12 protein-coding genes are annotated in these 15,828 nt (G+C 41.8%); 6 read left to right on the forward strand and 6 right to left on the reverse strand.

What is annotated here, in order from left to right; translation table 11 throughout:
* Positions 1 to 13: 13 nt before the first annotated feature.
* From ACE5CV_RS03515 to ACE5CV_RS03530, 4 genes are all read right to left on the reverse strand, one after another.
* On the reverse strand, positions 14 to 1,597 hold the full coding sequence (locus ACE5CV_RS03515) for a SusD/RagB family nutrient-binding outer membrane lipoprotein (RefSeq protein WP_374948773.1): 1,584 nt from the start codon (positions 1,595 to 1,597) through the stop codon (positions 14 to 16).
* A gap of 12 nt (positions 1,598 to 1,609) precedes the next feature.
* Positions 1,610 to 4,732, reverse strand: coding sequence for a SusC/RagA family TonB-linked outer membrane protein (locus tag ACE5CV_RS03520; protein WP_374948774.1), 3,123 nt, complete (start codon positions 4,730 to 4,732; stop codon positions 1,610 to 1,612).
* A 237-nt stretch (positions 4,733 to 4,969) separates the two neighbouring features.
* The gene (locus tag ACE5CV_RS03525) at positions 4,970 to 5,413 is read right to left on the reverse strand and encodes a basic secretory protein-like protein (RefSeq protein ID WP_374948842.1); all 444 of its coding nucleotides are present in this window, start codon (positions 5,411 to 5,413) and stop codon (positions 4,970 to 4,972) included.
* The gene (locus ACE5CV_RS03530) at positions 5,338 to 5,676 is read right to left on the reverse strand and encodes a hypothetical protein (protein WP_374948775.1); all 339 of its coding nucleotides are present in this window, start codon (positions 5,674 to 5,676) and stop codon (positions 5,338 to 5,340) included. Before ACE5CV_RS03530 ends, ACE5CV_RS03525 begins: the two co-directional genes overlap by 76 nt.
* Before the next feature lie 171 nt (positions 5,677 to 5,847).
* On the opposite strand from ACE5CV_RS03530, the gene ACE5CV_RS03535 reads away from it, so the two are divergent.
* Positions 5,848 to 7,014: a glycosyltransferase family 87 protein gene (locus ACE5CV_RS03535; protein ID WP_374948776.1), complete on the forward strand. Its 1,167-nt coding sequence runs from the start codon at positions 5,848 to 5,850 to the stop codon at positions 7,012 to 7,014.
* Here ACE5CV_RS03535 and ACE5CV_RS03540 read toward each other — a convergent pair.
* On the reverse strand, positions 7,011 to 8,114 hold the full coding sequence (locus ACE5CV_RS03540) for an MraY family glycosyltransferase (protein WP_374948777.1): 1,104 nt from the start codon (positions 8,112 to 8,114) through the stop codon (positions 7,011 to 7,013). The two genes, ACE5CV_RS03535 and ACE5CV_RS03540, sit on opposite strands and share 4 nt — an antisense overlap.
* A 62-nt stretch (positions 8,115 to 8,176) precedes the next feature.
* Positions 8,177 to 8,923 carry a glycosyltransferase family 2 protein gene (locus ACE5CV_RS03545; RefSeq protein ID WP_374948778.1) on the reverse strand — a complete coding sequence of 249 codons (747 nt, stop codon included), beginning with the start codon at positions 8,921 to 8,923 and terminating at the stop codon, positions 8,177 to 8,179.
* 164 nt (positions 8,924 to 9,087) lie between these two features.
* Here ACE5CV_RS03545 and ACE5CV_RS03550 point away from each other — a divergent pair, with 164 nt between their 5' ends.
* The 5 genes from ACE5CV_RS03550 (at position 9,088) to ACE5CV_RS03570 (ending at position 15,753) form a co-directional block, all read left to right on the forward strand.
* Positions 9,088 to 9,795, forward strand: a complete 708-nt coding sequence (locus tag ACE5CV_RS03550) for a polysaccharide biosynthesis/export family protein (protein WP_374948779.1) — start codon at positions 9,088 to 9,090, stop codon at positions 9,793 to 9,795.
* Position 9,796: 1 nt separating this feature from the next.
* Positions 9,797 to 12,217: a GumC family protein gene (locus ACE5CV_RS03555; RefSeq protein WP_374948780.1), complete on the forward strand. Its 2,421-nt coding sequence runs from the start codon at positions 9,797 to 9,799 to the stop codon at positions 12,215 to 12,217.
* A gap of 10 nt (positions 12,218 to 12,227) precedes the next feature.
* The gene (locus ACE5CV_RS03560; RefSeq protein WP_374948781.1) at positions 12,228 to 12,743 is read left to right on the forward strand and encodes a UpxY family transcription antiterminator; all 516 of its coding nucleotides are present in this window, start codon (positions 12,228 to 12,230) and stop codon (positions 12,741 to 12,743) included.
* Between the two features lie 84 nt (positions 12,744 to 12,827).
* Positions 12,828 to 14,612: an asparagine synthase (glutamine-hydrolyzing) gene (asnB, locus tag ACE5CV_RS03565; protein WP_374948782.1), complete on the forward strand. Its 1,785-nt coding sequence runs from the start codon at positions 12,828 to 12,830 to the stop codon at positions 14,610 to 14,612.
* Positions 14,605 to 15,753, forward strand: coding sequence for a glycosyltransferase family 4 protein (locus ACE5CV_RS03570; RefSeq protein WP_374948783.1), 1,149 nt, complete (start codon positions 14,605 to 14,607; stop codon positions 15,751 to 15,753). Before asnB ends, ACE5CV_RS03570 begins: the two co-directional genes overlap by 8 nt.
* The last annotated feature ends 75 nt before the right edge of the window (positions 15,754 to 15,828 follow it).

Genomic DNA, 15,828 nt, shown 5'->3' on the forward strand with positions numbered 1-15,828 from the left:
GTTTGTTAATTGCTTATGGTAAAATAAACCATGGTTTAGTGGTATGGTAATCTGCATTGGTAGCACCAATACTTTTTAAAGCAGGTATGTTCCAAATGTATTCGGAGTTATACCTCGGCCTTAACAGGTAAACCTGCTTTCCGGCATTATCCGGATAAATATTTGCAGGCTTTACATAACCCTGAAAGATATTGGTATCATACTGATATCTACGCATATCGCTCCAAGCCTCAGGCGCGCCCCAAACAAATAACGAGATAAACTTTTGCTGTAAGATATCGCTTAGTTGCAATGTCGCTGCACTTTGTTTTACGCATGGGCCTGATAAGTAAGCCGTTTTAGCAGCAGGTAGTATATAGTTTTGCGGCCCGACAACCGCGGTACCTACTGGCGGGTTGCTTGCAAAATCTAAACTGGCGGTAACGGCGTTTTTATAATAATTGTAAGCAGCAGTTTTATCACCTTTTTTGAACATAGCTTCAGCAGCAAAAAATTGAGTTTCGGCATAGGTCATTAATACCCCGCGTGAGTTGTCGTTGAAGATATATTTCTGAGTCCCTGCCCCTGGCGACGATATATCAGATTTAGCACCCGCCATATTTGGTATCAAAGTGTTGGCATCTGCCGAATTTGGGTCACCTAACGGTGCAACTACGCCACGATAAACGCCATCTTTACTCGCCGCTAATAATAACGGCAAGCGCGGGTCGATAGTAGTATTTTGCGTTGACGACCCTGTAAAAATCCGGCCGTCTAATAGCTTGACCATATAATCTGATTGGCGGAAACTTGGCAGGTTTACCCTTGTAGGTCCCCAAAAATTAGAATCACCCGATTGTGAACCAGTGTTTTGAATGGTCGCGTTTTCATCATTTTTTGTAAATGAGCTATCCACATACTTTCTAACGTTATCGGCATTAAAAGTAGCTTTGTTGCTTAAATGCAGAGCGTTTTGGGCTAATATGGCATATACAAACTTCTTCCATCTTTCACGGTCACCTGCATACATGTAGTCGCCTTTGGCTAATGTTGGGGATATAGTAAGATTATCAGTTTTAATGGCCAGGTTTAAATAGTTGAGCGCTATTTGGCAATCTTTTACTACTTCGGCGTAAACTACATCAGGACTGTCATAATCAAAGGTTAGCTTGGTTGGGTCGTAAGCCTCTTTAACAATCATATTGTTGTATAAGTCGGCCCCATTTTGCCAGCCCCAGGCACGTATTGCCCATATCACACCAACATAATCATATTTTTTGGTAGCCATAGCATCCTGTAAACCAAGTATTGCATTTTGCCCAATGCTAAAATATACTGTGCGCCACATTTCTCCACCATTGTCACTCCCCGGCACGTAGCCCTCCTGGTCCCAAACATTATTAGCAGATGATGACCCCCAAATTTGGGCATATTGACCAATATAACGGCTATCGAACCAATTACCACGAGTCATGCCGGCCAGCATTGGCGGCAATAAAGTACTGGCATCTACAGCTGTAGGCGCATTAGGATTGGTATTTATATCGATGTATTTTTTACAACTGCTTGCAAAGCTCAAAGTAAGCATAGCAGTAATTGCATATATTGTTTTTTTCATGGGTTGTTATGCTTATAATTTAACTCTTAAACCTATAGACACCGTACGCGGACTGGCAATGGTACCATAGTCAAAACCCGCAGCCCCCGAGCCGCGTGTCGACGCATTGTTTCCATTAACGTCCGGATCAGCACCCGTATAATTGGTAATCAGGAACACCTCGGTGGCAGTAGCAAAAATGCTTGCTCCTTTAAATACCTTTTGGCGATTGATAACGCTTTGCGGTACATTGTAACTTAACGTAATATCGCGCATTCGCAGCCAGTTAATATTATGCTCCACAAAGTCAGACTCAATTGCTGATGTGTAATAAGTATTTTGATAATAAGGTGTTACCTGGATAGTATTAACAGTTGGTGTAGCGGAGTTTTCGTTACCATCTTTCAACACACCCTGGATTATTCGTGGTTGCAACCTGTCGGTAGTGCGTGCACTTAAACCATAACGGGTTAAAAACAACTCGTTACCGTTAAACACATCGCCACCCTTACGAATATCCAAAAGGAAAGATAAGTTTAGTGATTTATAAGTGAAGCTGTTACCAAACCCTATTGTAAATTTAGGCTGACGGTCGCCGGTAGTAATAAAGGTGCTGTTAGATATAGGCAAACCACTGGTTGGATCAACCAATATTTGACCAGCGTTGTTCCGCGCATAGCTATAAGTAGCAATGTTAGTTAAGCTGCTGCCCGGGAATAAACTGGCGCGGGCGTTAGCGTATAACCAAGTATCTGAATTGTAGTATTCAGGCAGATCACCGAGGTTTAGCACCTTTCCGCGATTTAGCGTAAAGTTTACAAAAGTGTTCCAGTTAAAATTTGCGTTTTTTACAGGTATGCCCGTAATCTGTGCCTCGATGCCTCGGTTCCTAATCTCTCCGCCGTTAACCAACTCCAACACATAACCTGATGCATAGCTGATACGCGGATCAAAGATCTGATCTGTTGCGCGATACTGGTACAAACTGAATTCCATACCTAAACGGCCTTTAAAGAATTGCAAGTCGGCACCAATGTCCATCTGGTAATCTTTTTCGGGCCTTAAATTTGGGTTGTTACCCGTAACATCATATGCAAAACCGCCACCTGTGGTAGCCTGCTGTATCACACTCGACTTAATTTTGTAAGGAGAGAATGGATCTTTACCAACCCCCGCATATGAAAACCTGATCTTACCGTAAGACAATACATTGTTATCCTTTAATCCCGGCAGCTCGGTAAATATGAATCCGGCACCAGCTGAGGGGTAAAAGTAGCTGGTATTGTTTGTGCCACCCAGGCGCGATGAATAATCATTACGACCAGTAGCGTTAAAAGTGAACATTTCATTATAAACCACGCTTAATCTCGCTATCTGTGCAATCCGGCGGGTTTCAAAAAAGTTGCTCGAATTTCGCTGGGTAGTTGGCGTAGTATTGTTGATAGTATTAAAATCGGGTTGAAGGAAACGTTCGCCATATTGACCATTAATAATATCACGGTTGTCGAAGATTTCGGTACCTAAAGCGAGTGTTGTGCGAAAATTGCCAAAATTCTTTTTTAAGGTTGCAAAGAATGACCCATTTATCAGTAAGTTATTATCATTGTAATTATCAATAATACCGCCTGTAAACAGGCCATTTGTGGAAGCAAAACTATTTAACGGTGAGTTTTGATAAGACGAACTATACTGGCTAACCAGGTTGTTACCTAAAGTTGTATAGTAGTCAACCCCTACCAGTGCTCTTAAATTTATCCATTTAGCCGGATCATAAGAAAGATCAATATTGCCGACAATACGATTGGTTTTATCACGGCTAATGTTTTTGTTTGCATCAAATAATGGATTGTCAAAATCGATGGTCACGTCACTTACCACGTTGGCCAGACTTGCCGGCAGCAATGTTCGTCTGCTACCGTCAGGGTTCAGGTAAACACGCACATCGTCATTAGTTGGCCAAGCCAAAGCATTAATGTAAGTACCCGAGTTACCTTTATTAAGCTTACGGTTATCGATGTTAAAATAGTTAAAGCTGGCGCTGCTGGTTAATTTAGGTGACAGCTTTGCTGAACCCGAAAAACGCAACGAGATCTTATCATTATAGGCAACCGGCAACACACCACCCGTGTGGCGATATTCACTCGATATACGATAAGTAGCAACTGAGTCACCACCCTCTAAAGATAGATTATGCTCCTGAGTAAAGCCTGTTTGAAAAACATTCCTGACGTTATCATAGGTTGGTGTGCCCGGAGCGTATGCGGGGCCAAAAGCCCTTCTATCGGTGATAGTGGTAAAGCCCGACGCGCCAGGCCCAAATGTATTTTGAATTTGCGGAAAACGGTACGCGTTTGAAAAACTGAAGTTGTTATCATAAGTTACAGCGCCATTACCACTTTTACCTTTTTTGGTTGTAATAACAATAGCACCACCTGCAGCATCAGAACCGTAAACAGCGGCAGCATCCGCACCTTTTAGCACCGTGATATTTTCAATATCATCCGGATTTATATCGGCAATACGGTTGGTAAAATCCTGGCGGCGGTTATCGCCGTTTGAGGACAAAGCGCTCTGACTCAATGCATCGTTATTTACACGAATACCATCTACTACAAACAAAGGTTGATTACTTGCACCTATCGATGTAATACCGCGCAATACAATGGATGCAGAGGCGCCCGGCTGGCCGCTGGTGCTGGTGATGGTAGCACCCGCAACACGGCCTTGTAAAGCTGTCACAAAGTTTTCGCGGTGAGTGGCCTGTACGGCAGACCCTTTAACCACCTGCGCCGACGATGTTAGATCGCGCTGGCTTTGCTTGACACCAAAACCTGTAACTACGGCTTCCTGCAAACTACGCACGCTAGATTGCATGGTTACGTTGATAGCGCCTTGGGCCGCTACCACCCGCTCGACAGTTGTACTGCTGATAAATGAGAATACCAATGTTTGGCCAACGCTTGCGTTGATAGAATACTTGCCGTTAACATCGGTACTTACAGCTGCAGTGCCCCCCTTAGTTTTTACGGTGACACCTGGTAAAGCCAGATTATCGTCGGCAGAGATGACTGTTCCGGTAACCGTTCTTGTTTGCGCCAGCAGCTGCATAGCACAACAGTTAACCAGAAGAAGAAATAGAAGTAAAGTTTTCTTCATAGAAGCTCGTTTTTGGGTAAAAGTTAAATTAAAATGAAATATCAGCAAAGAAATTTTAATTAGCAAATTATTAACACATCAATACATAATTGTTACGGTTACGTACATTGCCAAACTTTAGTTGCTAAAACAACAATCTACATATAATGAGCCATTTATAATTATGTGTAAACATTGTTTCTGGAATAAAAACAGCCGCTTTGTTTTCACAAAACGGCTGTTGTAACTAATTAATTATTAGACTTTAGGTTCTGAAGCCACATAGGCCGCCCACAGTTCGTCGACCGTTTTGCCGGTTAGTTTTTTCCAGCTATCAGCCGTGTAAGTATGGCTGCGCAGTTGGCTATCTAACTTTTGAACCGTGCCCTTTTTGCCCTTTTCAACCCAAATTAAAAAGCGCGCAGTAATACGGTAAGCGTTATCATAATTATGCGTTGGCTTTAAAGCGGGCAGTGCCCATTTAGCAGTAGCGTTGTCTACGCCATAATCATATCGCACATAATCAGCAATGCCTTCGGTTAGCCATCCCGGCCCGGCACCATCGCCATAATCCTGAACAATATGCATTACCTCATGAGTTACAACATCCAAATCAGTAGGCTGCTTTAGCATCCACGTTGGGCTGTATCTAACCGTACCGTCGGCAGTTGCAGTAACACCTTTATAGTTAGGGTCGATGATAAAAGTAACCTTCTTAAGTGTATGTTTATTGAAGGCCTTAGCTTCCTCCGGTAAACTTTGAAAAAGGCATCTATCATTCGCTGCTTAACCGCCGCGCCCTTTACGGCAAAAGTGCTATCCTGGTTAATGAACAATAAAGTATATTCCTTTCTGGTAATGGAATCGCGAGACAGAAATTTGCCAACCGATTTCCAATCGTTCTGCTGAGCGTTGGCTTTAGTAATCACAAATAACAATCCGACTAGAAGTAGTAAATTTTTCATTGGTGAAGAATTATGCACTTAAGGTGCCGTAAAAGATTTAATGCAAATAAGCTTCAAATTTGTTGCAAAAACATCCTCATTTATTAAGCATCCACTTTAATTATTGTAACTTTAGCGTTACAATGCCCCTAATTAATGCAGAAGTTATCGCGACCGGCTTATAACAAGCCTTTGATTTTATTTCTATGGTTTGGACTAAGCCTCTTTGTTGTTTTAAAAGGAATCATCACCCATCAAACGTTTAACAACTTTACCATCTTCCGGTACAACTTTTTAAATACTATTCATCAGCATAATTTATATGCGCCCCAGCCGCAACATTATGATGACCTTAACCATTACGGCCCTGCTTTTTCGTTGTTAATTGCGCCATTTGCATTACTCCCGGAAAGCTTAGGAGTATTACTATGGGTATTTTTTAACGCTTTTATTTTGTATAAAGCTGTCAGATCATTGCCTTTTAAAAAAGATGTATACTTGCCTGTACTATTGATTTGTGCTCATGAATTGATGACCGCGTCTGCCAATGTGCAGAGCAATGCAATGATTGCAGCATTTATATTATTGAGTTTTAGCCTCATCAAAAAGCAGCGGGATTTTTGGGCAGCACTCCTGATAGCACTGGGTACCCTTATTAAATTATATGGGATAGTGGGCTTGGCATTCTTCTTATTCTCAGATAACAAACTTAAACTGCTGGCTGGACTGGCGTTTTGGTCGGTTTTATTGTTTTTCCTGCCTATGGCCATATCATCGCCTGCTTTTATTGTTCAAACCTATCATGACTGGTACATAGACCTGGTGGCCAAAAACAATGTTAACCAATCTTCTTTTCTGCAGGATATATCTGTTATGGGAATGATTAGGACGGTTTTTCATGTCGAAGGCCTGAAAAATATTTACATAATTTCGCCGGCACTGCTGCTCTTTATTTTATCATATAGTCGGGTTAAGTATTTCAACTCCCTGCAGTATCAATTACTGATGTTGTCATCAGTACTGATCTTCACTGTGATATTTAGCAGTTCTGCCGAATCCTCAACCTATATTATTGCCTTTGCGGGGGTAGCAATCTGGTTTATGAATTTAAACCGGCCGATTAGTATTTTAGAAATCGGGCTATTGGTGTTTGCTATAATTGTAACCAGCTTTTCACCTTCAGACCTTTTTCCGAGAAGTGTGAGGATGGAATACATTGTACCTTACAAACTGAAATCGTTGCCCTGCCTGCTTATTTGGTTGAAAATTTTGCATGAAATACTAACGCGAGATTTTGATGTACAAAAGGTTAACGATCCCAATCATAACATTCATAACTTGGAGAGCAATACTGTTTAGGCAAAAAGATTGCGAAGGGCGAAGCTTTCCCGTTCACGCGTTCTGATCACTACAGTAATGGCCCAGTTAAATAGCAAAGAAGCAGCGAATACTATGGATATAATTATGAGGTTGCCCAGCGGCGCAAATAATAACGCTACCACAATTGAAATGACATTTGCAGCAGCCAGTAAAAGTGTAGCCTGCATATGAGTAAAACCCATCCTTAAAACCCGGTGATGTACATGGTTTCGATCTGCAGTAAAAGGTGAAACACCTTTAATGATACGTAAGATAAAAACGCGCAAAGTATCAAAAATAGGCCCAATTAATATTGCAAAAGCCAACGCCGGCGCCGAAAAAACTTCAGGCGTCTTCAATGAGGTAAATTTATTTACTTCGATAAATTTAATGGCTAATATGGCAGAGATCAAGCCGATTAGCAGTGAACCAGCATCGCCCATAAATATTTTAGCCGGTGTTAGATTATAACGCAAAAACCCGACTATGGCCCCAACCATTGCTAACGCGATAGCTGCCAGTTCGTAATGTTTTACATAGATGAATAGCGCAGCAAAGGTGCCGTTTACAATAATTCCTGTAGTACCGGCAAGGCCATCTATCCCATCTATCAGGTTAAATGCATTAATGAGCAACATAATGAAAAGGATGGACACCACAGCACTTATTACATAAGAAAGATCATAAATACCCAGTACGCCATACATGCTGGTAAAACGGATCTGTCCAAGCGTAACCAGAATCGTAGCTACCACAAATTGTATTAAAAATTTTGTACTTGAATTTACACCCGACAGATCATCCTTAACCCCCATGATAAAAAGAATGATAGTCGCCGCAAGCAGATAGCTTATGGGTAAATTCTTATCAATCATACTAAACAGAAGAATAGTGATGATAAAACTTACAAATATGGCAACGCCACCTAAACGAGGTATACCATGATCATGCTGCTTACGAAAATGGCCAACATCATCGTATAAGTGGCGGGTACGGGCGACATGAAGTATAGATGGGATGGAAAGCAACGTTATCAGCACAGAGAACATTACTATAAATATATAGTAGATAAAATAGTATGTATCTAAATACTCGTGCATCTCTATAAAACGTTAGGGCTCATTTCTAATGGTGCTTACAAAGATAAGATTTAAAGCCCGGATTAAAAAAATTGCTTCAACTTTCTTAAAGGCTTCAATATCAAGGCAAGCGGAGGGAAAATAACATGGTTATTATACATTGCCCTGAAATCATTATATAGCGCTTTTCCCCTGTTAAGTAATGACCTGTTACTTACACCACCCATCATCATTTTAACCATAACATGCTGCAAATAATAGGCGTTGATATTGTTTCTGTGTATAAACCGCACCATCAGTTCATAATCTGCCGCCGTACCATAATTCAGACTGTAGCCCCCCAAACGATCAAACAGTTGCTTTCGGCAATAAAAAGTGGGATGGGGCGGCATCCATCCTCTGTTAAACATCCCCGGCTTAAAATTTCCCGACCGCCACAAACGTTTCACTTTATTGTTGTGATCTACGTAATCCAGATCGCCATATAAAATGTCGGTTGCCGGCTCTGTAAAAGCACCGGCTACTTTACTAAGTACGTAAAAATCGGCATATCGGTCGTCGGCATTAAGCGTTCCTATAACGTCGCCGGTTGCAATTGCTAAACCCTTGTTTATGGCGTCATAAATCCCCCGGTCAGGCTCGCTTATCAGTTTAGTTACTTTATTACCAAAACTGTTTATAATATCCAGAGTACCATCTGTAGAAACACCGTCTACAATGATATACTCGATGTTAGGGTGCGTTTGTGCAATAACTGATTCTACACAGGCTGTAATAGTTGCCCTGGCGTTAAAGCAAACAGTAATTACGGATATTTTTAAAACAGGCACGGTGGAAAAATACGGTTATTTAGCTGCAAATTATGTAATTTTGAATTCGCCGCCTAATCAAATGGTTACATTAAGCGGCAAACCTAAGTATGCGTGCTGTATATATTTTTTGCATTGTAAGTATTTTTGCCCTTATAAGTTCGTGCTCGTACAAGCAAAACCAATTGCTTTTTCAAAATACCCCCGCCCCTATTAATGACACGTCAGCACAAAACGGCAACTCAAGTTTGGGCAGCTACCGTATCCATCCGCTGGATCAGTTGCAGATACGTAACCTGCAAAGCGCAAAGTTTTTAGCAGACCCTGCAACAAATATTTTAACGCCTGCAAGCAATACGCCAGTAACGTCGCAAGGCCAAATTTATCAGGTAGAGGAAGATGGAACTGTTGCCTTGCCCGAGATAGGACACATTAAAGTGGCAGACTTAACCCGGATACAGGCCACAAAGTTGATTGAAGACCTTTACCGTAAAAGTGTACTGGTTAATCCGGTTTTTGAGATCAAGGTGATTAATCTGAAGGTTACCCTTTTGGGCGAAGCAAAATCGCCCGGCAATTTCCCTTTGCTAAAAGACAATACAACACTTGTTGAGTTAATAGGCCAGGCCGGTGGATTAACACCATCAGCAAACGAAAAGAATATCAAGATCATCCGCGGTGACAAAGTAAAAACTGTCACTGAAATAGATTTGAGCAAAATAAGCTCCATATCCGACCCCCGGGCTGTATTGCAAAACGGGGACATTATTTATATAGCGCAAAATAAACGGGCCGTACGAAATGATAACATCCAAAATGTAACAACTGTAGCCCAGCCTGCGTTATTACTAATTAACACTGCCTTGCTTATATTTAACTTGTCCAGGCTGTAATATGCAAGAAACGGATCATATTCAACAAAAGCTGCCCAATCAGGAAATTGACTATTTCAAGATCGGGAAAATACTGATTAGCCGCTGGTATTGGATCATCGGTTCTTTGGCTGCATTCATGATCGCGTCTAACGTGTACCTATGGTATACACCAAAAATTTACGCTACATCCGGTTCAATGAAACTGGAGGATAAGAAATCTGAAATAACCGACCTTTCCAACATTGTTTCTGGCACTGAAAGAGGGGTATCTCGCATCCAAAGCGAAACATCTGTTTTACAAAGCAACGCTGTTATATTAAAGGCTATTAAGGATCTTGACTATCCAATTAGTTTTTACGTGGAAGGACGTGTACGCACAAGTGAGCTTTATCCCGCCAAACCACTGGATATCCAGATTGTTCAGTTTGATACGTTGAATTACTATCATGATCTAATAAAGTTTCAGGCGATTAGTAACGATCATTTTAACCTCACTTATAATTTGGGAGGAAAAGAGGTTTCAAAAAATTATCTTTTTAACAATCCGGTCAATATTGCGTCTACAACGTTTACCATTAAAGGCGCGCACGGGATAAATAAGAATGCCGTTTTCCTTTTCAAATTTAACCGTCCGGAAGATTTTATCGGTCGCGTTCGCGGAGGGTTACGCGCTTCAGAAACAGCCAAAAACTCGAATATTTTAGCATTACAGATGACGGATGCAAACCCCAAGTTTGCTGCGGATGTACTGAACTACATCATGAAGGAATACCTGGTGTATGACCGTGCCCGCAAAACGCAATCGGCTACGCAGATGATCAATTTTATTGATGAGCAGCTAAAATACTTGTCGTCAGAAGTGAAAGGTTCAGAACAATCTATTCAAACCTTCAAGCAAAAAAATAAGCTGATGGAGGTAAGTGCTTCTGCAGACGCTGCCCTGAATAAAGGGAAAGATCTGGAAGCGCAGCAATCTATCATTAAAGTTCAAATATTGGCTGTTAACGATCTGCAACAACAGATCGCCAAAGAAAAAAACAGTATCACCCTAAACTTTGATGCCGGTGGTGCAGAGATGGATCCATCTCTTGGCAAATTGGTAACGAGCCTTGACGCACTATTAAATCAGCGTAATGAACTCCTTAAAACCTATACGCCAAATTCACAGCAAGTTCAGGACATTAACCGCCTGGTTATACAGCTCAAAAATTCGGCACTTAACAGTTTAGGTTACACAAGTGCCAACCTTAAAAAAAAACTAGCTTACTTAGATTCGCAACTGGCCGTAGTTAATCAGCAAATATCGGTTATGCCTGTTCATGAACGTGAGATAATCAGGCTTAAGCGCGATTTTGATGTCAACGATAAGGTTTACTCATTTTTATCAGAAAAAAACCTTGAAGCGCAAATCAGCAGGGCAGGTATTTTGCCTGGTGCAACCATTTTGGAACAGGCGCAACCTAACAATTCGCCGGTGGCGCCAAACGAGCACGATATACACAGGTCGGCAATTATTTTCGGTATAGCTGTTGGCTTGGGCCTCATCATCCTGATCAGGATCCTGAACCCATACATCTACGACAAAGAGACCATTGAAAGCTTAACCACTATTCCAATCATTGGTGTAATTAGAAAATTCCCAGAACATATAGATGAAGACAGCTCTCAAATTCTAGCCATAAGCAAACCCAAATCCATCTTTGCAGAGTCGGTTAGGTCGGTTCGTACTAATCTCAACTTTTTGGCTGGCGATAAGCAAAGCAAGATCATTTGTATTACCTCTGAAGTTGCCGGGGAAGGCAAATCATTCGTTGCTGTAAATTTATCCAGTACGCTTTCGCTGATAGACAAAAAAGTGATCCTGATCGGTGCGGATCTCCGCAGGTCAAAGATTCATAAAACCTTTAAGGTGCCAAATGATGTTGGCTTAAGCAATTACCTGTCGTACCAGGCCACTGTAGAAGAAGTAATTCAACATTCCGACCAACCTAACCTTGATTTTATGGTTTCAGGCCCGGTGCCGCCAAATCCCTCAGAGTTGCTGCATAGCGAACGTATGCAGATTTTGTTGGACGAACTGACCAAGGTGTATGATGTGGTTATGATCGATACTGCGCCAATTGGCCTGGTTTCTGATGCTATCCCACTCATCCGGTTAAGCAATATTAACATATTTGTGATCCGGTCTGGCAAATCAAAATTTTATGCGGCAACCGTTCCGCAGCGTATTGCACAGGAGTATCATTTAGATAACACGGTGATTGTTTTAAATGCATTTGCAGAAGACCTGCTGCACTCCCGTTACTACACAACTAAATTTGCCGGTGATAGCAGCACAAAATATTACTATTATTCGGATTACAGCGGCTATGAAGCCTCGGGATACTACATCGATGAGGATAAGAAAAAGTGGTGGAATTTAAAGCGTTGGATCAGGTAGCTTTGTTGATATGGTTGACAAAACGAACTCGAATTTATTAAAATGGTATCCGGTATATACCAACCCCAGGGCCGAGAAAAAAGCTTTCGAAGCGTTGCAACGAAAAGGAATCGAAGCTTATTTGCCTTTACAACGCACTTTAAAGCAATGGAGCGACCGAAAGAAATGGGTAGAAGAACCTCTTATTAAATCATATCTTTTTGTAAGGATTGCGGCACATGCTCAAACCGACGTACTTATGACAAAGGGGGTAGCGCGCTTTATTTATTTTTCGGGCAGTATTGCCTCGATGCCTGACAGGCAGGTGGATGATCTTAAATTGCTGTTGTCGAACGCTACAGACCTTATTGTTACCGAAGAAAATTTACGGCAAGGCGAAAAGATAACGATTAAGGCAGGCCCGTTGAAAGGGTTAACAGGAGAGGTAATTGATTACCGTTCGCAAAAGCAATTGCTATTAAGGTTAGAGGCTCTTGGATGCTCCATAATTGTAAATGTAGCAGCAGCTCTTATAGAAAGGCTTTAAGCGTGTGTGCACGCCATAATTTACCAACAATATTTAATAAGATACATTTTATTGTGACTTACGGGGCGAAGCTCTGTAAACCGAATGTGCAGAATTGCAGGACTGGCAGATAGCCGGCAACATATTGATACAACAAACAACATGGTAAGATCCATGTGCAAGGCGTTGGAACACGGTGGGCCCGATGATGAGGGGCTGCAATCATTCCCGAACGTGGGTTTGGCAATCGGCCACCGAAGGCTGTCTATCATCGACCTAAGCCGCAATGGCCATCAGCCTATGGCTGATCTCGACGAAACCGTTTGGATTACCTTCAACGGCGAGATCTACAATTATCCGGAGCTTAAAGCTGAACTGCTGGCATCAGGTGTCAGGTTCAGATCGGGCACAGATACAGAAGTGATAATCCAGGGGTTCAAAACATGGGGAACCCACTGCTTTGAGAAATTGCGTGGCATGTTCGCATTTGCATTATTTGATAATAGCGAACGATGTATCTATTTGGTACGGGATACAGCGGGAATTAAGCCGCTTTATTACCAGGCAGGTGAAGAACGGCTGGCCTTCGCTTCAGAAATAAAAGCTTTTGATGCTGCTGGTTTAAAAGAGCCTGCCGATGCTCGCTGGCCGGTATGGCTTTTAGCTTTTGGGAATATCCCCGAGCCCTATACAACCCGGCAAAACACATTTAGCCTTCCAAAAGGCCATTACTTGCGCTGGCAAACGAGCGGCGATTGTCGTTTATTCGATTACCGGTCAACGGCCAAAGGGCCAGCTATCAATAATGTTGTTACTGCGCAGGATGCAATACAACAATATTTACAAACCGCTGTAAAAAGGCAATTGATAGCCGACGCGCCAATTGGCGTTTTTTTAAGCGGAGGGCTCGATTCCAGCCTGATTGCTTTATTAGCCAATTCTGACAGGAGCAGGCAAATTAAAACAGTCTCTATATTTTTTGACGAGCAGAAATACGACGAGCGCTCATTTCAAAACCTAGTTGCAAATCAAATTGAAGGTGAGAACTTTAGCCACTTGGTTAAGCCGCGGGACTTTGAGACCCATCTTCCTCAAATAATGGCAGCCATGGATATGCCTACAACCGATGGTATAAACAGTTGGTTCATCAGTAAATACGCTAAAGAGGCTGGCTTAAAGGCCGTGCTATCCGGCATTGGTGCCGACGAATTATTTGGCGGCTATCCATCCTTCAAAAGAATAAACTATTTAAAGCACTTGCGCCGGATTCCTCCTTTTTTGTTTGCCGGCGCCAACTTACTTAATACCACTATCTACAAAAGGCTATCTTACTTAAAATATCAACATCCTGCTGCAGATTATCTATTTATCCGGGGGTTGAATACACCTAAAGATATCGCCTCTATTTTAAATATGGATGAAAAAGAAGTAAGTGATATACTTTTTGGTGCCAACAACTTTCCAAACCTTGGGCAGTACGATGAGTTGCAGGCAGCGTGGTTTGAAAGTAACTTATATATGCAAAATCAATTGTTGCGCGATACCGACGTGATGAGCATGGCGCATGGGCTGGAAGTTAGAGTGCCTTTTTTGGATGAAGATTTCTGTAACGTGGTACAACACATTGATTCAAAAATTAGATTTGATAACTCCCAGCCCAAAAAGCTGTTAATAGATAGCTTCAAATCAATACTGCCACCTGCTGTTTGGAACAGGCCAAAAATGGGCTTCAGTTTTCCGCTGGAAGATTGGATGAAGCAAAATGAAAGCATTTGTGATGAGGCACAGTATAGCGGACAGGCTGCAAAAAGGCTGATCCAAAAGTTTAAGGTCGGTAAAGTTCACTGGTCAAGGGTTTTCGCTTTATATCAAATACGGCAACATGTCTAAAAAGATAAGCTTGCTATCGTTACAGATATTTAATACTACCGGTGGCATTCAAAAAATGGTGCGTACCCTGGCCCATGCATTAGACGCCCTGTGCACCAGAAACAATTGGGATTTCCGGCTATCGTCATTATATGATGACGAAGCGGATCTGATGACCCAATATGTCCCACCCGAAAAGTTTGAAGGTTATAATGAACATGTTGTCAAATTCATTGCGAAAACAGTTTTTAGAAAATATAAGCCGGATGTGTTGATTCTTACGCACGTAAATCTCGCTGTGGTGGGTGTGCTTACCAGATGGTATAACCCAGAATGCCAAATTTGGTTGATAGTACACGGCATTGAAGTTTGGCGACCGTTAAGTTTTTATAAAAAACTGATCCTTAAATTAGCAGATAAAATAGTTTGTGTTAGTAATCATACTAAACAACAAATGTATCAGTGGCACAAGGTGCCTTTAAATAAATGCTTTGTGCTAAACAATGCCATTGATCCTTTTATCCCGCTGCCTGCAACCTTTAATAAACCTGCTTACCTGCTTGACAGATATTCCATCCGGCCCGATCAGCAGGTGATTTTTACGCTTACCAGATTGGCATCAACCGAGCAATACAAAGGCCATGAAAGAGTGCTAGCCGCTATCAAAAATCTAAAAGACCTGTACCCCGATATCCTCTACGTACTTTCGGGCCAGTATGATAAAACTGAGGGACATCGGGTTAAACAACTCATTGCTGATATGGACCTTTCAGCAAACGTAATTTTAACAGGTTTTATTGAGGATGGTGAACTTGCAGACCATTTCCTAATGGCCGATCTGTTTGTACTGCCCAGTAAAAAAGAAGGATTCGGCATCGTATTTATTGAAGCGTTAGCATGTGGCTTACCCGTTATTTGCGGCAACGTCGACGGAAGCCTTGATGCGATTAGAAACGGTGAATTGGGAGTAGCCATAAACCCCGATGATGACCAGCAGTTAGAACAGGCTATGATAGAAAGTTTAAATAAACCCTTAGATCACCTGTCCAGACAAGCACTACAGGCCAAATGCCTTTCGCATTTTAACGAGGAACAATACATCGATAACTTGGAGGCGTTGCTTAGCGCACAAACATATAAAGAACAACTTACGGTCTATTAAACTATCAAAATATTATAAGCGTAGTGATAACTAAAAGTGTAGCACCTTACGATGTAGTAGCCGTTTCGCCGGCCA

This window comes from Mucilaginibacter sp., assembly GCF_964263795.1.
Classification (GTDB): domain Bacteria; phylum Bacteroidota; class Bacteroidia; order Sphingobacteriales; family Sphingobacteriaceae; genus Mucilaginibacter.